Source organism: Cuniculiplasma divulgatum, assembly GCA_031200235.1.
GTDB lineage: Archaea > Thermoplasmatota > Thermoplasmata > Thermoplasmatales > Thermoplasmataceae > UBA509.
In genome coordinates this window covers 1503423-1525226 of the sequence record CP133595.1, presented here as the reverse complement: position 1 = coordinate 1525226, position 21804 = coordinate 1503423, and the positions used below count along the sequence as shown (strand labels likewise).

Annotated in this window: 19 protein-coding genes; 14 read left to right on the top strand and 5 right to left on the bottom strand. The window is 45.2% G+C overall.

Annotation, left to right across the window (positions count from 1 at the left end; genetic code table 11):
• Positions 1-81: 81 nt before the first annotated feature.
• From RE469_08025 to RE469_08015, 3 genes are all read left to right on the top strand, one after another.
• Positions 82-519 carry a 30S ribosomal protein S15 gene (locus RE469_08025; GenBank protein ID WMT44143.1) on the top strand — a complete coding sequence of 146 codons (438 nt, stop codon included), beginning with the start codon at positions 82-84 and terminating at the stop codon, positions 517-519.
• A 4-nt stretch (positions 520-523) separates the two neighbouring features.
• A complete protein-coding gene (locus RE469_08020) occupies positions 524-1876 on the top strand; it encodes a DHH family phosphoesterase (protein WMT44142.1) in 1353 nt (450 codons plus the stop codon).
• Positions 1877-1945: 69 nt separating this feature from the next.
• On the top strand, positions 1946-2560 hold the full coding sequence (locus RE469_08015) for a class I SAM-dependent methyltransferase (GenBank protein ID WMT44141.1): 615 nt from the start codon (positions 1946-1948) through the stop codon (positions 2558-2560).
• A gap of 3 nt (positions 2561-2563) precedes the next feature.
• On the opposite strand, the gene RE469_08010 is transcribed toward RE469_08015, so the two are convergent.
• Complete coding sequence (locus RE469_08010) at positions 2564-2908, bottom strand: rhodanese-like domain-containing protein (protein WMT44140.1); 345 nt, start codon at positions 2906-2908, stop codon at positions 2564-2566.
• Between the two features lie 211 nt (positions 2909-3119).
• On the opposite strand from RE469_08010, the gene RE469_08005 reads away from it, so the two are divergent.
• On the top strand, positions 3120-3776 hold the full coding sequence (locus RE469_08005) for a hypothetical protein (GenBank protein WMT44139.1): 657 nt from the start codon (positions 3120-3122) through the stop codon (positions 3774-3776).
• A gap of 28 nt (positions 3777-3804) precedes the next feature.
• Here the strand turns inward: RE469_08005 and RE469_08000 are convergent, their stop codons facing one another.
• Together RE469_08000 and RE469_07995 are read right to left on the bottom strand one after the other, a co-directional pair.
• The gene (locus RE469_08000) at positions 3805-4581 is read right to left on the bottom strand and encodes a CARDB domain-containing protein (protein ID WMT44138.1); all 777 of its coding nucleotides are present in this window, start codon (positions 4579-4581) and stop codon (positions 3805-3807) included.
• Positions 4578-10943: a glycosyltransferase family 39 protein gene (locus RE469_07995; protein ID WMT44137.1), complete on the bottom strand. Its 6366-nt coding sequence runs from the start codon at positions 10941-10943 to the stop codon at positions 4578-4580. The genes RE469_08000 and RE469_07995 overlap by 4 nt, the downstream gene beginning before the upstream one ends.
• A gap of 24 nt (positions 10944-10967) precedes the next feature.
• Here RE469_07995 and RE469_07990 point away from each other — a divergent pair, with 24 nt between their 5' ends.
• The gene (locus tag RE469_07990) at positions 10968-12122 is read left to right on the top strand and encodes a hypothetical protein (GenBank protein WMT44136.1); all 1155 of its coding nucleotides are present in this window, start codon (positions 10968-10970) and stop codon (positions 12120-12122) included.
• Here the strand turns inward: RE469_07990 and pheT are convergent.
• Together pheT and RE469_07980 are read right to left on the bottom strand one after the other, a co-directional pair.
• Positions 12112-13737, bottom strand: coding sequence for a phenylalanine--tRNA ligase subunit beta (gene pheT / locus RE469_07985; protein ID WMT44135.1), 1626 nt, complete (start codon positions 13735-13737; stop codon positions 12112-12114). The genes RE469_07990 and pheT overlap by 11 nt on opposite strands.
• Positions 13738-13761: 24 nt before the next feature.
• Positions 13762-14091: a ribbon-helix-helix domain-containing protein gene (locus RE469_07980; GenBank protein WMT44134.1), complete on the bottom strand. Its 330-nt coding sequence runs from the start codon at positions 14089-14091 to the stop codon at positions 13762-13764.
• Positions 14092-14365: 274 nt separating this feature from the next.
• Here RE469_07980 and RE469_07975 point away from each other — a divergent pair, with 274 nt between their 5' ends.
• The 9 genes from RE469_07975 (at position 14366) to RE469_07935 (ending at position 21756) form a co-directional block, all read left to right on the top strand.
• On the top strand, positions 14366-14890 hold the full coding sequence (locus RE469_07975) for a gamma carbonic anhydrase family protein (GenBank protein WMT44133.1): 525 nt from the start codon (positions 14366-14368) through the stop codon (positions 14888-14890).
• Positions 14891-15004: 114 nt separating this feature from the next.
• Entirely contained in the window at positions 15005-15721 is a 717-nt protein-coding gene (locus RE469_07970; protein WMT44132.1) for a flagellin, read from the top strand.
• A 30-nt stretch (positions 15722-15751) separates the two neighbouring features.
• The gene (locus tag RE469_07965) at positions 15752-16240 is read left to right on the top strand and encodes a flagella accessory protein C (GenBank protein WMT45653.1); all 489 of its coding nucleotides are present in this window, start codon (positions 15752-15754) and stop codon (positions 16238-16240) included.
• A complete protein-coding gene (locus tag RE469_07960) occupies positions 16230-16931 on the top strand; it encodes a FlaD/FlaE family flagellar protein (GenBank protein WMT44131.1) in 702 nt (233 codons plus the stop codon). The genes RE469_07965 and RE469_07960 overlap by 11 nt, the downstream gene beginning before the upstream one ends.
• Entirely contained in the window at positions 16921-17340 is a 420-nt protein-coding gene (locus RE469_07955) for a flagellar protein F (protein ID WMT44130.1), read from the top strand. Before RE469_07960 ends, RE469_07955 begins: the two co-directional genes overlap by 11 nt.
• Positions 17340-17792 (top strand): flagellar protein G, encoded by a 453-nt coding sequence (locus tag RE469_07950; protein ID WMT44129.1) that lies wholly within the window; start codon positions 17340-17342, stop codon positions 17790-17792. The genes RE469_07955 and RE469_07950 overlap by 1 nt, the downstream gene beginning before the upstream one ends.
• A 2-nt stretch (positions 17793-17794) precedes the next feature.
• Complete coding sequence (locus RE469_07945) at positions 17795-18466, top strand: ATPase domain-containing protein (protein WMT44128.1); 672 nt, start codon at positions 17795-17797, stop codon at positions 18464-18466.
• Positions 18467-18475: 9 nt separating this feature from the next.
• Positions 18476-20095: a type II/IV secretion system ATPase subunit gene (locus RE469_07940; protein ID WMT44127.1), complete on the top strand. Its 1620-nt coding sequence runs from the start codon at positions 18476-18478 to the stop codon at positions 20093-20095.
• Between the two features lie 5 nt (positions 20096-20100).
• Entirely contained in the window at positions 20101-21756 is a 1656-nt protein-coding gene (locus RE469_07935) for a type II secretion system F family protein (protein WMT44126.1), read from the top strand.
• Positions 21757-21804 lie beyond the last annotated feature (48 nt).

Below are 21804 nucleotides of genomic sequence, written 5' to 3'. Positions count from 1 at the left end.
AAGTTTTTTTAAAGGAGCAGAACAACAAAAAAATAAATTAATACGGTAAAGATAAAGGAAGACTCAAAGGTTAGGATCAAAATGGCACGAATGCATACCAGAAAAAGAGGAAAATCAAAGTCCAGAAAGATATACAGCAACCAGAAACCCAACTGGATTCAGTTTTCGAACGATGAAATAACGAAAATGATAGTAGACATGAAAAAGTCAGGCACTTCTCCCTCGATGATAGGAATAAGGCTAAGAGACGAATATGGTATTCCTGGGGCAAAGGCCGTCCTTGGCAGGAAGCTTGGCCAGGTGCTCGGTGAGGCAGGTCTAACTGATCCTGTTCCCGAAGACCTGATGAATCTCATAAGGAGATATCAGAATGTCTCAAAGCATATGGAGCTCAATTCCAAGGATTTCAGTAACAAGAGAGGCCAGATGCTCATAATGTCCAAGATACTCAGGATGGTAAAGTACTACAAGAGAGAGGGCAAACTGGCACCGGAATGGAACCTGGCAAAGGTACTATGAATAAATGCTTAAGGATATAGTGGATGAAAAATTCTACAGCATCCTTCAGGAGGGTGCTGGCAGGATACTCAAAAACGATTATGTACGACTTCTTGCCCATTACGATGGGGATGGAGGCAGTGCTGCCATAATTCTTGCTAAAGCACTGCGCCGAAAGAACATAAAATTCCATATTGGGTTTATAAAAAGCCTTGATGGGACCAAATTCAGGGAAAGGTTTGAGGAAGCTAAGGATATCTTTACTGTGATCACCGATGCCGGTTCTGATCAGGCAGGATCAATTAGTGAATATGAGAACGTGGTTATTCTTGACCACCATTTCTTCCGGGAAAGCCAGTTTAAGGGCCTCAATATCAACGCACGAAATTATGGCGTAGATGGGACCAGAGAGGCGTGTGGTGCCACAATGGCTTTCCTGATGGCACTTGCCATTGAAGAGGCAAATGCTGATCTCCTGCCTTTCATGGTATCAGGAGCCATAGCGGACAAACAGGATATCGGCGGTTTTCGCGGGCTGAACAGAACAATAATGGAACATTACGGCAAAGGCCTGAAACCTGAACACACATTGAATCTTGAAGGGCAGACCCTGCAGGAGGGTATTACTTATTCCACAGATCCATTCTTCTTTGATCTTTCAGGAAAGCCTGAAAATGTGAAATCCGAACTGCAGAAACTTTCCATAGACGGCAGCAGGAATATATTTGATCTTACTGACGATGAGAAAAGATTACTGGCAGAGTACCTGTCGTGGAAACTGCTTTCCCAGAACGCCGGCCCGGAAGCAATTAAGTATGTTGAAAGCGACATCCTGAAATTTCCCGGCAGCGATTTCAGCTCCAAGGAAATCAGTTCAATTGTGGACGGTAACGCCAAGGTTGGAATGAATTCTGTCCCGGTTGTGTATTTTCTTGGTGACGATAGCTTCCGCAACGATATGATAGATAACTGGAAGATTTTCAAGACAAAACTCATAGAGTACGCCTACAGGGCATACAAGGAAATATTCGAAGATACAAACGTTCGATACTTCTATGCTCCTGAGTCTGAGATGGCCGGGGCCATAAGTGGGATTCTCATGCTTTACATGCTGAAGCAGGACAAACCCCTCATAGGATTCAACGTTGGGACGGGCGATACCAAGGTTTCATCAAGAGGATCAAGAAGACAGGTGGAACGGGGGCTTAATCTTTCACTTGTGATGAAGGAGAGTGCTGAAGCAGTTGGTGGGTCCGGAGGTGGGCATGACATTGCTGCTGGTGCCGTGATCCCCAGAGGGAAAGAAAAGCAGTTTGTGGAAGTAGCCAACAGGATAGTTGGAGATCAGCTCAATCATCTCTTCAAAGATCAAAATTAGAACGACGAATTCCGGTCAATAACAATAGGTTTTTTATTCAGGTTAAACTGAAGCAACAGGAAGAATTCAATGGGTGAAGAAAGAAATGAAGGTAACCTGTATTTGCCAGGGGAAGAGAAGTTTGGTCTCTTCTCGTCTGCCTTTTACGGGATCGTAAACACGGTACCGACCCTCCGTAGATTCTACAATTTCGTGGAGTCACAGGTTGCATCAATGAAATTTGATTCCATACTGGATATAGGGTCCGGACAGGGGACCGTTCTCCTTAGAATCATGAAGGATAACATGACCGCCAAAGGAATGGGCATAGACCCATCACCAGGAATGGTGAGGATATCAATGAAGAAGTGTATGCGCATGGGCATGTGCGATCGTGTTTCATTTCTCCCTGGCAGCAGCCGTAATATACCTGGAAACCGGAATTTTGACATTATCTACACCAGCATTTCCTTCCATCACTGGAAACACAGGGCCGAAAGCGTTGAACAAATTCTGCAACGTGTAAACAAGGGCGGGAAGTTTCTGATCTTTGAGATTACGGATGATGGCAGTTTCAACAGAAGATTTGTCAGGTCGCACCTCATGGAGAGAAGTGATTTTACTGAGATTGGAAAGACCTTGAACATGAAGCCTGAATTGGTAGAATCCGGAGGCTACATAATGGCAGCTTTCAGCAGAGACTAGTCATTACTTTTCAGTGGCCTTGCCAGAACCATGCCACGCCCTCATGCCTCCCTTAAGGTGGCCAACGTTCGAAATTCCATTCCTGAGAAGAGCAGCCGCTGCAGCACGGCTCCTGTGCCCGGTGGCACAGACCAGGAGATAGGAAGAATCCCTGTCCAAACTGGCCAGATTTTGCTTCAGGGTGCCAAGAGGTTTCAATTCAGACCCCTGAATATGCCCCCTGCTAAATTCAGGTGGTGTTCTCACATCGATAACTCTGTGATTTCCCTCTCTCATCATTTTTTCAAATTCTTCGGGATCGTATTCTTTCAAGCCGTCTGGTGTTCTGAAATAATCCATTATACCCATAATGATCCCATACTGGTAGAATATATATCCATATTGCCGGTCTCAGCCGGACATTCGAAAGTTACCGAAAGTCATGTGCTCTGAAAGATGGACAGCTGCCAGAAGCTTCAACTTCAAAAATCGCCCGCCTTATCATCTGCAACTTCCATATTAATGGCATCCATGCATTCTGAATGCAAAAGATTTAAATGAATGAGGAATTATGAAGTGAATGGCTCGAATAGGAGTCCTTACATCAGATTTCAAGTTCTACCACGATGTAATTGAGTTGCTTAAGATCTGGCAGCTTCCTTTTGTAAGCCTGAATGCGCATGATGAAGTACCGTCAGATGTTGGCGTGCTGTTAAGTTCATCCAGGGATGAATTTTCCATGCCAAACCAGTTCAAGGGGGATAGCCCGCTTCAGGCCCTTAGAGCCTCCCTTGCTAAACTTCTAATGAAGGAAAGATTTGACAATCTTGTAATAGGCATCGATCCTGGCCCGTATCCGGGCCTTGCGGTATTTGCTGATGGAGTCATGATGGAGGCCTATGAATGCCCAGTTCGTGAAAATTTGTCTGATGAAGTCCGGTCCATTGTAAGCACATACTGTTTTAGTCAACTTCAGATTAAAGTTGGAAATGGGGATGCTCCGAATCGTGATTACATCATAGACCGCCTGAAAAGCCTGAACCTCAGAATTACAATAGTTGACGAGAAGAATACCAGTTTTCCACATAAGGTTCATGATAATGCGCTTTCTGCTGCCAGAATTGCAAATGTGGACATCAGGTACGAGCTATCTCACCAGTGGACCAATGTTAGCAGAAAAAATATGTTTGAAAAGGAGTTCAAAACCCTGAGAAACCAGATCAGAACCTCACTTTAAGATTATTGATGAAAACATATCTGTGAACTCACTTTTTCCATTTTGGCCTGTTCGGTACCGATGATCTCCTTCCTGCTGTCATTGCCAGAAATATCATGAATGCAATAACAATGGCGGCCACGTAATAGATCCAGTTATAGTTTGGTGGTTTTCCATAGTAGAAATGTGTTGTGTAAACGGCAGCAGAGCCATCCACGCTTATTGCTTTGTTGTTCACAGACACTGTCAACGTATGTTCTCCATTTGTCAGGTACGGATTCACGTAGGTGAAATTAACTGTCACTGAAGCTCCGGCCGGAACGAATGTGGCCACTGTACTTCCCACGAACTGGTTGTCTACGGAGAAATCAACGGTCAGATTATGTATGCCGGATAAGCCCGTATTTCTCACCACTGCATAGAAGTGAATGGGTTCAATGACGTGAACGTTGAAACTCTGCTGGCTGGTGACATATTTGGACCCAAAGTTTGCTCCGGATATTATGTTGATATACAGTATCTGTGTCACACTAGGGGCTTTGAGTGAAACCCTGAAATCCGGATTTGATGCCTGGAAATTGTGATAGGAGAAACTTGGACTTGCACCAGTAAGATTCTCGCCGGAGAGATACACAGTAACTGTATAATTGGAAAAACCGTTTGTGTCGTTGACATAGACGGTGAAATTCTGGTTTGTTGTCACATATGTTGGAATGGTCACTGATGGCGTCATTGGCGGGACATATGATGCATGCGACACTCCCACCACTGAAAATGCAAGAAGCGCCATCAACACAATGGCAAAGAGTGAGAAATATTTCTTCATTTCTTGCGCCCCCTGTATCCAGCCACGAATACTCCCGCAACTACGGCCACTGCGATAACAACGAGACCTATGATGAGACTCTCATATGGATCGCCAGTGTAATTCCCTATGACTCCGGGTCCAACAGGATATGGGGAAACCGACGATAGAGGCGGAGTAGCTGCTGAGACTGTTATATTTTCATAGTGATCTGCTCCTCTGGTTGATAGCGTGAAACTGAAACTTTTGATTACGTTTGATGTTGAAGACGGTGTAAGCACTATGTATATGACCTTGGACTGACCAAACGGCACCGTTATGTTTGCGTAGACCGTGCTTGACAGATTTCTTGATATGTAAGTGCCGTTATAGACAAAGGCTGAAGACCAACCATAGTCAGCTGGAGAGCTACTGACCGATGAGTTTGTGCTGATACTCAGGTTAACCGCAATTGGGGAATTCCCGGTATTTTTGATGGTTATTGGAAGGTACAACTCAGTTCCGTTTGTCATTGATGATATATTCTGTACAACAGTGTAGTTAGATACCTTCGCTATGTTTACAGGAACCGTCACAGTAGTATTCCCTCCGGAATATTTGAGAAGTACAGGTATACTTTCTTTACCGTATGGTATGTTTCCCGTAAGCGTTGCATTCATGCTTAGATTCGCAGATTGGCCGGGCTTGAGATCCACACCACTCTTGTTGAATTTGACTATCCACGAGGAACTTCCTGAACTAAGCGTGATATTTTCAAGCGAGTTTCCCTGATTTGTCAGCGTTACATTTCCATTCATTGTTCCTCCAGGGCTTATGGTCTGGGTTGGTGAAGTAAGCTTCAGGTTGAAGGCGTGGTACACTACTAACTGAAGGCTTATCTGCAATGATCCGGGAGAGTTGACGTATATTGTCTCAGACTGAGAATAACTTACACTGATTACTGTCCCGTTGGAGGCATTGGTAGTGCTGGAAAGCGTGGAGGAAAATGTATAATTGCCACGGGGAAGGATAAGGCTACCAACACTTGAATTGAATGCATACACATCTGTGCCGATTGAAGCCGTGACCAGGTGGTTTATTATGGATGTACCAAGGTTCACGGTAACATATTCCCTGAAAGCCGGCACCAGAGTTTCATTCTGGTAAACTACATCAGCAAATCCAGGCACAGTAACTGATCCGAAGTAGCCGGATCCTGTAGCATTGTCAAGTATGTAAGCAGTATAGTTTCCACTGGGAACACTCATGCTGTAGTAACCCTGGTAGTTGGAGTTAACCTCAGCGACGGTACTCCCTGTGGAGTTCAATATCATCACAGTAGCATATGGGGCAGAAGACCCATCATACGTAAGGTACCCACGAAGTGTGGAATAAACCTCAGACTGACTTACCTTAAGATTCAATATCATATTTCCTGTAAGATCAAAAGATGACGTTCCATTTATTAGATATGACCCTGTATCATTTGATGCCCGCTGTATATAGCTTACAGAATAAGTCCCTACCGGAAGAGATACGTTTCCTGCCGGGAACGACATATTTAGATTATCTGCGCTGATGTAGTAAGTCCCTGATGTCGCTCCCAGGGAGTTTGCTAGAGAAACTGTATAATAATTGGTAAAAGCAGGTTCAATCCGGGCGTTCCCGTTCACCTTTAGCGTCGATAAATAAACGCCCCTCGTTGAGTTAAATGCGTATAAAGTGTAGGTGGCATCCAGTAAATGTTGTACATTGTCTGCAGGGACTCCGCTTGCATTGAAGAGGAAGACTTCCGTGGAATTCTGCACTGCAATGTCTGAATATGCTGAGGAATTAATTGATACAGCAGACGGCATGCCTGTAACCACACTCATGAATGCTGGCGCGGAAACTATCTCATAATTCTTCTGGGAAATATTCAGTACATATACGGAAGGCTGCAGCTTGACATTCATGAATCCCGTGGATGAAGTGTAGTTGAAAACGCCGTTATTCCCAACGAACGACGCGGTTATGTCGGACGGCAGGTAATTATTACCCGTAACCTGGACGCTGAATCCTATGGTCCTCGGCGTAAGCGGAAGGTTGACGGTTCCCGAAGAAGCTTTAGCGCTGAAATTGTCAAAGAATGCCCCGGAATAGTTCAGATTTGTCATTCCGGATGCATATGAAGGGTAGAAGAGTTGAGCATAGCCTTTCAAGTTAATGGGCTGGAATGATATTGGCACATTATCGTACTGCAGCACTGCCAGTCCGCTGAATGCTGATGATGATGTTGAATATCCTGTAGCAGTGTTGGAATTTATAAAAGGAAGAGCCGTCACTGACAGATTGTACTGCAACGACAGATTCACGTACGTGCTCCGTCCAGTGTTAAGCTGATCCATTCCTGACAATGTATTTCCGGTGTATGTGCCAAGGCCGGATACTGTGTAGTAGCCCTGTGGTACCAGCATGGTAAATGTGTGATTGGTGAGGAATTGGTCCTCCAGGAGAACTGAGCTTGAAAGAATCTCATAGTATCCAGAATATGCAGATACGCCATGTATATGTGATGTTATGGTAAGATTCCCTGATGGGACCAACGAAACTGTAATCGTTGTGTTTGAAGTAATCTGAAGTGTACGCAGGTATGACAGGTTTCCGGATACCGCATAAAGGGTGTATGTGCCATACGGTACAATGGATCTGAAAGTTTCCTTTCCTGAGTTTGACATTATTAAAGGACTTGCAAGCTGGCCATCATGGTATAAAACCACAGACGTATCTCCTGTTGAATCAGCAACGTTCACTGACACCAGTGCCGCAGGTTCAGGGGTTAGATTAACAGATGTATTTTCATTCCAGTTGTTGAACGTTACCTTCACGGGATACGAGCCTGTGGAATTACCATATACCCTTACATCGTAAGTTCCCGGAGTGACGAACAGCTTTGCCACGCCGGTTGAGTTGGATGCCTCTGAAGACCAGACCATACCATTGTTTGTGGTAGCCGTCACTGACATTCCGGTAACAGGCTTTCCAGCAACCGTTGTGTTGACAAAGGCCACGTCAAATGGTACCTGAATGTTATATACAACATTGCTTCCCAGCGTAACATTAACCATTTCCACGTTTGCAAAATAATTTCCACCAGTGTAGAGACTTGCTTCATACGATAGTGGAGGCACATCTTTCAGGGACCAACTTCCATCCTTCATAGTAAGATTGTAGGTCAGGTTGTATGTGGAGTTACGAAGAATTACATTACCAGTGTTTATGGGAGTTGATGTTATGGCGTTGCTGCCACCACTTGTGACATTTGTTACCTGCTGGTAAGAATAATGGGCAGATCCCGAAACGGTGCTTGATGAGACGTTGAAGTTTTCTGTGAAATAGTAATCCGGAAGACCCGTTGTAGAATTGTAGCCTGTGGTGGTTCTTTCCGCCTGGCTGTTGGATACGGTTATTGTCCGATCTCCCACGCTGTTAGAGCCTATGAGATATTGCTGGTTCAAGGTGCCAGTGGAATAAATAAGTGTATCGTTGCCTGGAACGGCCATTAATGAATAATCGCCCTTGCTGTTTGTCAGAACTGTTTGATGGGGTATGCCATACTGATCGAAAATTGTCACCCTTACGTCCGGAACGGGAGCACCATCAGGAGTGGTTACCTTGCCCTGTACTATGGCACCAGGGAAATATTCAACTATTGGATCACTGTATGAGAGCATCTGCGATGCTGATGAGAACATGATTACAGTGCCATTATTTTCCTTCTGTAGCTTGTATGCCTCCTGAAGGGGTATTTCCTTGAAATCATTGGGATGTGCCTGATAGTTCTTGTATGGGTTGTAAAGGCTGTTCTCGTATACTATCTCGAAGTTGCTCATATTCCACGCCGGCATAACAGTATCGGTAGACTGCCCGTAATCAACACCAGGAATTCCATTTGTCTGGCTAACGGCGGACGGCGGATATCCTATTGTGAATCTGTAAATGGAAGTGTTGTAAAACTGCGGCGTGTATTGGATGTTATAGGAAATCGGGACTGCTGTTGAGGACAGCTGATTCAGCGGGAAAGTCCCGTTTGTTGTGGTCGCGTATACATTGTAGTATTCTGTGGGAATAACCTCACCGCCAGTAGATGTGTAAGACGGGGTGTATGTGAGGTAAGCTGGCGCGTAAAATATTCCGGGATTTGTTGCCGAGCTTGGGAACAGATTATGATCGATCTGAATGTACCCAATTTTGTAGCCTGTTTCCTGTTCTACACTCTGATACAGGTTAACAAGGGTGGTTGTTGGAAAATTGTACGACAGGTTGCCCTTCATAAAGGCGTAATAAACATTGGCAGAAGTTATGGAGCTTATGTACTGTCCATAAACTGCAGGGCTGGAGAGAACGGTCTGAGTGAACGCTCCGGGATTCCTGGATGCATTGAGGATAATCCTGTACTCATTTACTCCAAGTGTTGAAATCAGGGTGTTAGTGATGTTGCTGCTGAAATGGTCACCGTTCTGCTGGAAGTTAGCCTGTAGATCAATGGCTATGAAAAGGGCAATATCCTGGCTCTGGTTCTGTGCCATTAGCAATTCGCCAGCTTGAGGTATTCCCTGCTGGAAGTCATCTGCTACGGTGGGATGCTGTCCCTGATAAAGTTCCTGGAAACCATAATCCCACCAACTTACGTAGGCAGGTTTTTCCGTTAATGGAAGATTGGTGTCCTGGCTTGATAGCCATGCCAGAGAGAGAGCAAGTGGTTGAGTTGCATTGTCTATTGGCACCCCAAGTGCGCCAGCAAAGGAGACAGTTGTGTTATTGGTTCCCTTCAAGAAGGCTGGAATTGCGCTGCCCAGCTGTGTGTTGACCTGTGCAGCCGAGTTGGCAGGAACTGACGCAGAAACCATAGAAAGGCCTGAGGGGACAAGAAGCACCAGTGCAATGATAACTACGAATGCGGCCTGCACCCATTTTATATTTCCCTTGATTGATTTCCGCACAGACCCGTATCCTACATTCTTTCTGTTCTTGAGGTCGTCTACCCTGGCCATCTTTGCAAAGTACATTATGATGGCTCCACCCAGAATGGCGTAAGCAGGGGCCGCAGTTATGTTGAAACGCGCGGCAGCAAAGCTCATGTAAATTGAAACAAGTGAAAATACCATTATGAAGAGCACTTCTTCTTTACGCTCCTTCAGATAGAGGTAAACCACATAAATCATACCTGCAATTCCAAAGATGAACTGGGCAACCCCAAATCCCGAGATATACGAGCCCAATGCCGGTGCCTGGGCCTCTGCTATGGTAGAGTAGACTCTTGTCTTGATGAAATACCCGTCACCGCTTATGAGTGTGTGGAACAGAGAAGGAGCAAAAAAGTCCATTCCTACTATCCCCACTGCTGCAACTACTATCAATATGGGAATAATGAGTATCCACGGTCTTCTCCCAATTATGTTTATAACTGCTGAGAAAAGTATTATGAGTATCCCGATCAGCAATTCAGCATTGTACCATCCTGGGCCTTCTCCGATAGCCTGATAATAATAGGCTCCCATTGCAAAACCAAGTATGATAAAAAGAGCAAAATAGAATGTTATGTACCCGGTTGGTCTCTTAAGAATAAGGTTGGCTATGAGCTGGATTACTATGTATATCAGTATGATGGCCTCAATATAGGCATAACCCTGCCACGCAAGCATGAGTCCCCCAAGTGAAGCGCCTGCCAGCAAGGCGTATGTGGTCGATTTTCTGTTTTCATGGTAAAAATTCATGAGCCGGGATGGAAGTGTTCTGAAATCTTTCAGATTTTCCAGTATTCTTCCCTTTCCAGAATATTTTATGGCCATGGCAAAGAAGTATATGGTGAAGAACGCAAAGATGAGCTCCGGAGTATGCATCCTGCCGCCAGAGAGTATTCCAGCTGAAAGGTTGCTTGGCATGAGTGTGTACAGGAACGCGGATATGTAACCCGCCCTCTTACCGAAAAGTTCTTTGGTAACAAGGTACACGGGGATTATGAGAAGTGCACCGAATACGGCATCGAATTCCTCAAAAGCGTAGAAAGCAGCCATTTTCGCCCCAAATATGGGGGAGAGCACCTCAGCTACGAAGACCAACATCACGTGGAAGAATGGATTCCTTGGGTTGGTTGAACCGAATGGAAAGTTCAGCGCAGGGTCATGAACCAGCCAGTGTCCGGTGGAAAGAAAATGGAGTATTAAGTAGAAGTTATAGTAGGGATCGCTTCCTCCTGATGTTGGAAGGGTACTGATCCCGCCGCCATTGACAAATGTTAGTCCCCAGGCAAAGTAGTTGGCAAAGAAGAGATAGAATACAAACAGTATTCCAACAACCAAAAAGTCGGTGTGCTTTGCCACCCTTGCCCTTAAAGTGATATTCTGATCCAGCTGAGTTTCCATTGGAGTCGTACCTGAAGAGCACTAATGGAAACAATATATAAAAAACTGATCGGAAGATCGTTCCCTGATTTTCTTAAGGACAGAATAACAATTTTCTATATCCCTTACATGGGTATTCAGATACATTTGAAAAATGAGGGTCGTAAAACTGCCCGGGCGAAAACCATTGCAAGAATATCCAGGGCAATTGTCAGGGGTGGGTCGTCCGGAGTAACGCAGTCCGAACTTGAAAGGAAACTTTCCATCTCCAGAAGTTACTGCTCCGAACTTATAAAATCTCTGGAAACCCAGTTAACCATAATAAGGATTAAAAATGCAAACACGTGGAGGATATATGACAGGAAATTTTACCCGGGTCCAGTACCAGGTCTTGTCAGAGTCGGTTTCTTAAGATCATCTGAATATGTCCCAGTTCTCTCCCACATAATAAGAGAGGCCAGAGTAAGGGAAATGGAAATCATTCCAATTGAGTACGATTCAGCAATAAGAGCGCTCGAGGACCTTAATTACGGTACGCTAGAGCTATCACTTGTTCCAACTCTTCCCTCTGTGGATTTTTCTCTTATCAACGGGAATACGCTCATCCTCATGGGCGTTTCCTCGGGGGGATCAGGCATAATCAAATCGGATCATAACTGCAAAGATTGCATCCTCACCTCAGAATCTTCTACAATGATATCTCTTGTGATGGAATTCATGAAAGATTACCCACAAACACAGGGTTTTTTAGATCCACGAATGGGAATTGAAGATTTTGTCAATGGAAAATGCTGTAGTATTGCCATCTGGGAGCCTTTCCTGAGTGAGCTTGTTTCTGCTGGAGAGTACAAGTTGACCCATACCTACCATGAGGTTCTGGATGGTTTCCCGTGCTGTGCCCTTTCGTCAAATATGGAGTTCGCTAAAAGGGAAGGCGCAATGCTTCGTCATATCCTCACAGAATACATGTCAGCTCCATTATCCCTGAGGAACACTGATGACTGGTTAAGGTCAGTTGGATACATTGCCAGAGCCACCGGGTGCAGTAGTGGACTCATTGAAGAATCCCTTGCAAGCTATAACTTCAGGAGTACAACCATCGATCCCGATGAAGTCCGAAAGCTTGGGATAAGGATATCTTCTTCCCAAGCGGATAAGGTATTTTACAAATTTTCTGGATACTCTGAAACTACCCAGTGAAGGCAGTGGTATCTATTTCAAAGACGGATACTGGATTTGCCAGGTCAAATTTCAGCAGGCTTGCCGGATCTATTTCGCCAATTACCCCTGCTTTTTTTCCATTAATTACTATTGTTCCGGATCTTCCCTTAATGAATTCTTCTGTATTTACTGGAAGTATGGTTTCAATAGTCTGGCCAAACCTTTGTAGAAGAGCCTCGAGGGGCTGCTTTATGTCTGAGAATCCTGATCGCGAAGAAATCATTGCAAAGCAGAGTGAAGTTTTCTGTACTCCATTAACGATCACATCACCAATCTCAAACACTTTCTGGGGCAATGACCGTCTCTTGTTTATTCTGAAAAATTCCAGAATATTCAGGCGCAGCCTGTCCCTGACTACGCTGAAGTCCAGACTTTTGGGGTTTTGCACAGCAATGCCATCTTCCCTGTGCACCCCCTCATAGAAGGCTGATGATGTCACCACGAACGTCATCACCTCCTGGTAACCTAATCCAATTGAAATTTCGCGTATCCTATCTCGCAACACCGTATCGGGGCGGCTGCTTCCAATCACGTCCAGAACAGGAACAACCGGAACTATGCTGTCATAGCCTACGGCCTTTGCAATGTCTTCAATGATGTCCATTTCCCCCATCACATCAATCCTGTTTCCTGGAACAGTTACATCCAAGCCTGAATTATGGCCAGAGGGGTCGCATTTAATGTAACCCATTTTCAGAAGGGCATCAGATATTTCTTCCTCTCGAATGCTTTCCACACCAAGTATCTTTGCTGCCTTTGGCACATTTATCTCAATTGATCGCCCATCCATTCCGGCAATGGAGCGAAAATCCATCCCTCCATACTGTTTCGTAATCACTATTGAAAACCCAGAGTTCTGAAAGAAATACTGAAGAAGCAGTGACGCCTGAGCAACTGACCTTGTATCAGTGCCCGTGATGTCCACAAAGAAATGCCCCGTGTCCTCACTGACTCTTGAAACATTTCCGTTGATAACTGGTGGCATTGAAAGTACCCTGTCCCTTGAGTCCATGATAACTGGAACATGCCTGGTGTCCGGGAGGAGCTTTGAATATTCAATTCCCTTTGGATGCTGGCTGAGTATCTCCATTGCCGACATTTCTGCGGAACCGTCATAAGGAGTGAACCTGAGCTTCTCTGAATCCATGGATACGTACCGAAGAGGAGCAACTACCTTCCTCATATCATGGATTCCTATTGACACCTTGGTTCGGTTCTTGCCAATACTCTGGTGAACCCGCTCCTGAAAGTCTATAAGGTCCCTGAAGCGATTTCTAATGGCCGTTCCTACAGCCTCAAAGGATGTTACAAATGGCCTCATTTGAACGGCTTCGTCGGATACTGAAAAGACGATTTTGCCATTTCTGTATTTTATTGGTCCTGTCTTCTTTCCGTCATAATAGCAGGATATAGCAGACTCAAGCGTTGTGAAGGAAAAAAGGTCCGGCCTGTCTGGATTGAATTCAACTTTAATTTCGTTACCATCTCTTTCCGGAGTATATCCAATTATTCCAGAGAAATCCCATATTCTCCCGATGAAGTCGTTTCCAAAAGTTTCGGTTATGAACTTCTCTTCAGCCCGTATTACTACCATTGGCTTTCATGATGCTCTGGAAAGTTATTTAATGTTCTCTTCCTTGGAAATTTCCTTGATCTCCTTGCTTATTCTGCTGAGAGTATAGTCCCTGAGAATCACCCGTATAAGATCGTCCAGAGAAATTGCCGACCCCTGGTTTAAGTCTGATTCAAGATCCTGCATTACCTTCTTTGGCAGCACTAGGTCTATCTTTGCCGTTGGTCCCTTTCTGTAATTTCTCTCTATAAATTCATCGATTGCCCTTCTCACTATATCAGATACCGTTTCATACTGGAAATTTTCAACCAATTCTTCAAGCTGGTTCATGGTATCCTTAGACACCCTTACTGTAATTCTGTACGGTACCGACAATGATCTCACCATAGATGTATGATTCAATCAAGCATTGCATGCAATATTGATCATACAATCGTCTGACAATTTAAATATATCATATAAAGTTATCTATGACAGGATATTGCATGGATTCTTTGCTCAATTCTCAGATCCGCACCATTTTGTGTTTTTTATGAGGGCGAAGATCCGTCCAGTTCCAGAATTTTTGCAGGTAACGACGGCCCCCACTTCATCTGGATGAGGGATTTGTGGCCGCATATGTTATATAGAATTCTGAAGATAACTGTTTATGGCAATTTCCATTGGAAAGAAATGTTTCATAGCATCCTCAGCGACACTGATTGGTGACGTTATGATAGGGGACAACGTGGCCATAATGGACAATGCTGTTCTCAGAGGTGACCAGAACAGAATCATTATTGGCGACAACTCAAATATACAGGATAACGTGACAGTGCATACTGATGATGATTATCCCACAACAATCGGCAGACATGTGTCCGTTGGACATAACGCAATTGTTCATGGATCCATAGTGGAGGACTACGTAATAGTGGGAATGGGTGCCATCACACTCAATGGTTCACGCATAGGAAGTGGGAGCGTGATAGCTGCCGGTTCGGTTGTGACTCAGAATTTCTCTGTTCCTGAAAAGTCTCTGGTGGCAGGCATACCTGGTGCTGTCAAGAGGAGCAATGATTCCTCGCTCCTGGAATACGCGAAGCTCAATGCTCTTGCCTATTTCAATCTGAGGGAGGGGTATCTCCAGGGAAAGTATGAAATAATACGCGGATCAGAAATTGAGAAACATTAGATTGACCATATAACCAACACTTTCACCTACATAGATACTGATTCCATAAGATATCGTATTTTGTGCAAAAAACGCCTATTAGAACTCAGAGCCTCAGCACTGTTGAGGTGTCTAATGAATAGAGCACTATATAGGGGAGCTAAAAAGCTCCAGAAAGTATTCAGCCTTAAGGCCAATAGGGCTGAGACGGGAATCGGTACCCTCATCGTATTTATTGCGATGGTACTGGTTGCAGCAGTGGCAGCTACTGTGTTGATACATACTGCCGGAAACTTGCAGCAGACTGCTCAGAGCACTGGGCAGCAGACAACCGCGCAGGTATCCAGCGGTCTGGCAATTCAACAGATAATAGGGTTTGACAGCAATACGGCAAATCCAGAATCTGGAACTCTGAACTACACACTGATATACCTGTCAGTTAACACTGGTGGCTCAGCAGTTGACCTCGGGAATTCAACCGTAAGCCTGTATTACGAGGGACATGCAGCATCACTGACATACCACGATAACTTCACGTCGGCCACACAGACTGGAAGCTCAAACCTGGTAAGCCTAGCATCAAAGGCAACCTGGGGAGGAGTGCTGAACGGAAATGAGTTTGGAGTTGCAGTCATACACAACCCGAGTGGATCACTAACGCAGGCACATCCCGTTCTGACATACGGTTCTGAAGTCGTACTGGTAATAAACAACACAGCAGTCTTCGGTAGCAATGGAATAGCACAGGGAGAGACAGTTACTGGGCAGGTGACCCCGCAGGTAGGATCCCCAGCAGTCATTGACTTTACAACACCTGTGGCTTTCACAAGTGCGGTGGTGCAGCTTCAGTAAGGCTGCTCCATTCTTATTTCAGTGATCACAATGGGTCTCTTTGACAACTTTAAGGGCTTGGGAAAGAAGAAGAAAGGGACCACAGTCAACGTAGCAAGCCAACCCCAAACCGTTCAGAACACAGCACAACCGACACAGGGACAGTCCATCGATGCGAAATTCATTGACGGCGTAAACCTCAGAATCGGCAACGTGGAGAATGAACTCAGCAAACTGGGAGTCTCCATGGATGGCGTAAAGAGGAACATATCCGAGATGAACACGGAGCTGGAAACACTGAAGGAGAATGTTAAAATGGTAGTATCATTGTATGAAATGGTGTCCAAGAAATTCAACCCCTTCATGGATACAACCCCGGAAGAAATCAAGGAGATCACGGACACTTTGAGAGAAAGGATCAAGGATCTAGAGGGCCTGGTTACCAGTGCAATCAGTGATCTAAGAGAACTTTACGGAGTGCCCGATCTGGACAGCGTCATTTCGGATATAGACAGAAAGGAGGATGACAATGATCAATGATGCGCTGAAGAGTTTCCTGCAGAGCAAGATCGATTCTGCAGACAAAGCCATACCAAAATTCGTCCTTGAGGAGCTTAAGCAAAAAGTGCTGAACTCGCCAACAAAATTCTCAAAATCGGACATAGAAGCCCTCTTTAACAATTTGGAACAAAGGTACAGTGAAAGCAAGGAGAACTCTCTCCTGGGAAAGGTGGACAGCCTTTTCAAGGAGATATCGAACGTGGAGAAACTTCTCTCCGGTGATAACAACAAGAAGAAGGTGACAGAGCCACAGAACCCTGAACAGGATGTGAGTGCCACCTCAGCGAGATACCCGTGGAAGGCACATCGTAAAGCCAAGCTGGAAACAGTGGGCGACGATGTGATTTCTCTCATGGTAGCGCTGAGATGGCTGGAATTCCTGCTTGACAACTACGGTCCTGAGAATACCATGGACGTCCTGGACTATTACGAGAGCATCGGGTGGATTTCAGCATCTGTCAAGGAACAGATGATAAAGTTCACCAAGATGACTGGAATAATAACACCAGTCCAGGAATACAAGGTGAAGCCAACAATACAGGACCACATTGTCACCATGCTCTTCATCGAGAAACTCAATGGAGGAGAGATAACAAGAGACCTGATCGAAGCTCTGGAAAGAGACTTCAGGATGTTGAAGAAGGGAGTGGACGAACTATATGGGATTTAGTTACGTTGTAGCTGTGGCAGTTCTGCTAAGCTCTTCCCTCATTTTTTTTGGTGTAATTTATTCTGATTACGTTCATGCCGACACTGAGCTTAACAGTGCTCAGCAAGGTTTCAATACACACAGTTACGACCTTGAAAATTCAAGAGTCAATGTGACTGGTTACTATGTCAGGCCATCCGGTACTTCGTATAATGTAACGGTGAATCTGACAAATACTGGCTCAGTAGGGTTGAATATGGGATTATCAAATCTACTTATAAACGGAACTGTGGCCAATTTCACATATTCAGGGCAGTACCTGTTTCCACTGGCCAGCGGAAACATAACCTTCCGCCAGAGTGCCGGGGAATACAGTGTGGAGATCGTGTTCAACACAGGTTATGAAAAATATCTGGAGGTAAAAGTTTAATGGCATCAATGGGAACATCGGAGATGATATTCTTCATAGCAACGCTGATACTCAGCGTGGCTGTGGTGGGGGTACTTGGCGGCCAGACCTCACATCTTGCCCTCAGCATGCAGGATTCGGCCAAGGGCACTTCCAGCACCATACAGACGGACTTTGAAATAATCAACAATCCGAGCCAGATCCCTTACCATGACGGATATGTTTTCTACGTCAAGAATACGGGTGAGGCGGGTTTCTTCTTTACCAACGGATCTGTGTCGGTGCTGATAAATGGCACCATGCTTACAGGTAATACAGTGACCTTCACAACACCTGGTGGTAATGGAGAGTTAATGCCTGCCCAGGTGGGCGAAATAGTGGTGAATACCACAATATCAGCCGGCTACAACCAGCTTACCGTAATATTGAACAACGGTGTTACAAAGAATTTCGAATTTCAGATTCAGGTTTGATCATGTATCTCAACTTTACGCTTCCGGGGGATGAACTGGACAGGAGGATGGGTGGAGGCCTTTACGTGGGCCAGATAATTACCATAGAGGGTGGCAGCGGGGAAGGCAAGACACTTCTGTGTCTCAGACTGGCCTACGGCATGCTGAAGCACAACGCCTCCATAGCTTACATATCCTCCCAGTTCCCCATAAGGGAGTTCATCTCGGAAGCTGAATCTCTTGGATACCCCATGTTCAATGAGATACTGGCTGACCAGATATCCTTCATAACATCGGTCTTCCTCTTACGCAGGGGACGGAGGGCTAAGCTGGAAGAACTACTCAGCCTCGATGAACTCAAGGCAAAGCAGGTTCTCATAATCGATTCTCTGCAATCAGGGATGTTCAAGGATTTCAATATAATTGAGTACTTCACACACCTCAGGAAGTTTTCCGAGGGCCGCATAGTCATAGTGACAATAAATCCGTCCGATATTGATCCGGCAAGCCTGGTAAAGATAAGGGAACTGTCCACAACCGTGATCAGCCTGCACTCAAGAGACCTGGCCGGCGAGAGGAAACATGTGATTGACCTTATGAAATTCCCCATGGCCCTTAAATCCTTTCAACAGGCTATACCATTCAGGATAGAACCAGGGAGGGGATTGATAGTTGAAATATCCAGTGTATCGTGAGGTGAATAAATGGTAGAATATGTGACATCAGACAATCTTCAGACTGCCGTGGAAAGGAATCCGCATCTTGCTGAATACCTGAACAATTACAGGATAAGTGCCCAGAGGACTCCAACATTTGTTCCTGTACCGGACAATTCCCTGAGAGATGTGACGGCGCTGGACATAATATACCCTGTGGGAGACCCTATTTTCATTCATGTTTACATGGATAACGGGGCAAGGATATACAAGCCAATAGAGCCGGATTTAACCATTGAAGAGCAGCAGTTCATGGACGATGTCCTGATGATCATACTGAACTTCGCTGCAAATTATCCTCCACCTGAATCCGAGGAGATTCTGGAAAAAAACCTTGAGGACATATACAACAGGATTACCAGCGTGGGAAGTGCCAACAAAGTTAAGGGGATGAGTGCCACAGTCAGGCCTGAGCTTAAGGAAAAGCTCCTTTATAACATAAAGAAGGATGTGGTTGGCCTTGGTCCCCTGGAGCCTCTCATCAGAGATACACACATTGAAGATATCAGTGGAATCGGGGCCAATGACATATTCATAGTGCACAAAATATTCGGATCCATCAAGGCAAGGATAACATTCGGCGACAATGACCGCCTGGCCATATACAGCAAGAGGCTCAGCGAAAGGGTAGGAAGACCCGTTTCCGACAAGGTGCCCATAGTTGATGCAACTCTCCCGGACGGTTCCAGGCTCTCCATAGTTTACAGCAGTGATGTATCTGCCAGAGGGCCGAGCTTCACAATAAGAAAGTTTGCAGATATCCCAATCAGTATTGTACAGCTTGTGAAATACAACACCATGTCTGCAGAGGAAGCAGCTTACCTGTGGTTGGCACTGGAATATGGGCAAAGCGTCTTCGTATGCGGGGAGACTGCCAGCGGCAAAACCACAGTCGTGAATGCCATGATACCTTTCATAAGGCCTGATTCCAAGATATTCAGTGCAGAGGATACTCCTGAAATAAGGGCACCACAGGATGCCTGGCAGCAGCTTGTCACCAGGGAGAGGGGCGCTGAGGACAGCCGTGTTACCCTCTTCGATCTTCTGAAAACCGCACTCAGGTCCAGGCCAAATTACATAATTGTAGGTGAAATAAGAGGTGCTGAAGGATCCATGGCCTTCCAGGCCATGCAGACGGGACATCCAGTCATATCCACGTTCCATGCTGCGTCAGTGAGAAAGATGATACAGAGGTTCACGGGAACTCCAATCAACATACCGGTAACCTTCATGGATAACCTGAATATTGCCCTGATACAGCAGGCAGTCTACGTAAATGGAAAATTCCTGAGAAGAACAACCAGCATAAACGAAATCGAAGGTTATTATGAGGAGCTGGGTGGCGTATCCACCAAGCAGGTGTTCCAGTGGGACGCAACAACGGACCAGCACGTATTCAGAGGGCTCAACAACAGCTACATACTTGAGAAGAGAATTGCTGCAACCGCCGGAATGGCTGACCCCAAAGTGATCTATGACGAGCTTTTCAAAAGGGCAAAAATTATAGAATACATGCTTAGGAACAACATAACATCGTACTACAAGGTGTTTGATCTCATCAAGACATTCTACCTCAAGGGACCCAATGCGATTCCAATGTACGGGTGATGGAAATGGTTACGTTTAAAAATTCTAAGCTTCTTGCAGGGATCGAGTTCAAGAAGAGCGATACTGCAGTTATCGTTGCTGGAACGCTGGTTACTGCTGCAGGATTCATGCTTTACAACATATTTGTCAGCATATACTTCATGATATTTGCAGCTGTTGGAGCCAGCCTTATGTTCTTCACCATACTGCGCCCAATAATTCAAAGGGATTCCGCCAAGGCAGATATAAATTCAAACATACCGTACTTCATGACGGCGTTCGCCACTCTTGCAGTGAGTTCGGCCAACCGTATAGACCTGCTTGAGATTATTTCCAGGAAGGAAAAGCTTGGAAGGATACGGTTTGAAATCGCAAGGCTTGTGAATCTTGTCAAGAACTGGAAAAGAGGGCTGTCCGAAGCTGCCATGCTTGTTTCCACCAAGGTACCCAGTGAGGTATTTGAAGATTTCCTGGCAAGATTTGGCCATGCCATAAACAGCGGTCAGGACTTTGAAGATTTCGTCAAGAATGAATCGGAGACAGTGATGAATAACTTTGAAACCACATACATATCGTCACTTTACACCTTCGACCTTTACAAGGATATGTACATCTCACTCCTTCTGGCATTTGCATTCATGATCACTTTTATCATGATTATGCCTGTGCTCATCAAAATCAACATACTCTCTGTGCTTTCCCTGAGCCTCATTACAATAATACTTGGTGAATCCATGCTGGTTTATGGAATAAAGATGGTTCTGCCAAACGACCCAATCTGGCATGACACCGGGATAAAAACTCCCCTTCAGTTGAAGATCAGGAGAGTCTTCATCTACGCTTCAGTATCTTCTGTGGCATTAGCAGCAGTACTTCTGGGAACAAGGTTATTTTTCGCCATGCCCTTCTACATTGCTGTTGCAATAATAATAACGCCGTTCTTCTTCCCGGGATACATAGGTTCAAAGGCTGAGAAAATAGTCCTGAAGAAGGATGAAATGTTCGGGAGTTTCATCAGATCACTTTCAGGATCAGCATCTGCTCGCGGAAACATGGTTATAGATGCCTTGAAGTCCATTGTGCTTCACGACTTCGGGACGCTGACGCAGGATATACGAAACCTCTACAGGAGGCTCGCATACAGGATTGACAGCCTCAGGGCATGGAAATATTTCAGTGCGGATACAGGGTCGCATCTCATAGAGGTTTTTTCAGAAAGCTTTGTTGAGTCAATTGATCTTGGTGCAGATGCTGCCAAAGCTGGTGCAGTGGTTGCCGACAATTTCGACAGGGTCATAAGGCTGAGAAAGAGGAGGCATGCCTCAGTGAGCAGTTACATAGGTGTATTATATGGCATCACGGGCGGCCTGGCTTTCTCTCTTGCAATATCTTTCGGTGTACTGGAAATAATCAACAAGGTGTTCGCCACGTTCAATGTCTCTTCGCTTAATTCATTTGGAATCTTTGTTTCACAGCCTGCCTCATCAATTTTAATGATCGAGGTTTTCCTTGTTGTTATACTCATGCTGCATTCATTCATAGCTGGAACAGCACTTAAATTTGCAGATGGTGGCCGGGTGATTCACGGTCTCCACCACTTTGTCATAATGACCTGGATAATCTCACTTGTGATGTATGGGACCCTTTACCTGACTTCCATCATGCTTGGGGGAGCCATTTGAGCTGGTTTTAAAGGCATGCAGTTGTGGCCTCACCTCCAGGCTTTCGCA

Excerpts from the sequence above, each read along its gene's own strand:
- RE469_07940 (WMT44127.1), top strand. The coding sequence starts at position 18,476 with ATGGTAGAATATGTGACATCAGACAATCTTCAGACTGCCGTGGAAAGG.
- RE469_07965 (WMT45653.1), top strand. The coding sequence starts at position 15,752 with ATGGGTCTCTTTGACAACTTTAAGGGCTTGGGAAAGAAGAAGAAAGGG.
- RE469_08025 (WMT44143.1), top strand. The coding sequence starts at position 82 with ATGGCACGAATGCATACCAGAAAAAGAGGAAAATCAAAGTCCAGAAAG.
- RE469_07955 (WMT44130.1), top strand. The coding sequence starts at position 16,921 with ATGGGATTTAGTTACGTTGTAGCTGTGGCAGTTCTGCTAAGCTCTTCC.
- RE469_07990 (WMT44136.1), top strand. The coding sequence starts at position 10,968 with ATGGAAACAATATATAAAAAACTGATCGGAAGATCGTTCCCTGATTTT.
- pheT (WMT44135.1), bottom strand. The coding sequence starts at position 13,737 with ATGGTAGTAATACGGGCTGAAGAGAAGTTCATAACCGAAACTTTTGGA.
- RE469_08020 (WMT44142.1), top strand. The coding sequence starts at position 524 with ATGCTTAAGGATATAGTGGATGAAAAATTCTACAGCATCCTTCAGGAG.
- RE469_07995 (WMT44137.1), bottom strand. The coding sequence starts at position 10,943 with ATGGAAACTCAGCTGGATCAGAATATCACTTTAAGGGCAAGGGTGGCA.
- RE469_08015 (WMT44141.1), top strand. The coding sequence starts at position 1,946 with ATGGGTGAAGAAAGAAATGAAGGTAACCTGTATTTGCCAGGGGAAGAG.
- RE469_07950 (WMT44129.1), top strand. The coding sequence starts at position 17,340 with ATGGCATCAATGGGAACATCGGAGATGATATTCTTCATAGCAACGCTG.
- RE469_08005 (WMT44139.1), top strand. The coding sequence starts at position 3,120 with ATGGCTCGAATAGGAGTCCTTACATCAGATTTCAAGTTCTACCACGAT.
- RE469_07970 (WMT44132.1), top strand. The coding sequence starts at position 15,005 with ATGAATAGAGCACTATATAGGGGAGCTAAAAAGCTCCAGAAAGTATTC.
- RE469_07945 (WMT44128.1), top strand. The coding sequence starts at position 17,795 with ATGTATCTCAACTTTACGCTTCCGGGGGATGAACTGGACAGGAGGATG.
- RE469_08010 (WMT44140.1), bottom strand. The coding sequence starts at position 2,908 with ATGGGTATAATGGATTATTTCAGAACACCAGACGGCTTGAAAGAATAC.
- RE469_07975 (WMT44133.1), top strand. The coding sequence starts at position 14,366 with ATGGCAATTTCCATTGGAAAGAAATGTTTCATAGCATCCTCAGCGACA.
- RE469_07935 (WMT44126.1), top strand. The coding sequence starts at position 20,101 with ATGGTTACGTTTAAAAATTCTAAGCTTCTTGCAGGGATCGAGTTCAAG.
- RE469_08000 (WMT44138.1), bottom strand. The coding sequence starts at position 4,581 with ATGAAGAAATATTTCTCACTCTTTGCCATTGTGTTGATGGCGCTTCTT.
- RE469_07960 (WMT44131.1), top strand. The coding sequence starts at position 16,230 with ATGATCAATGATGCGCTGAAGAGTTTCCTGCAGAGCAAGATCGATTCT.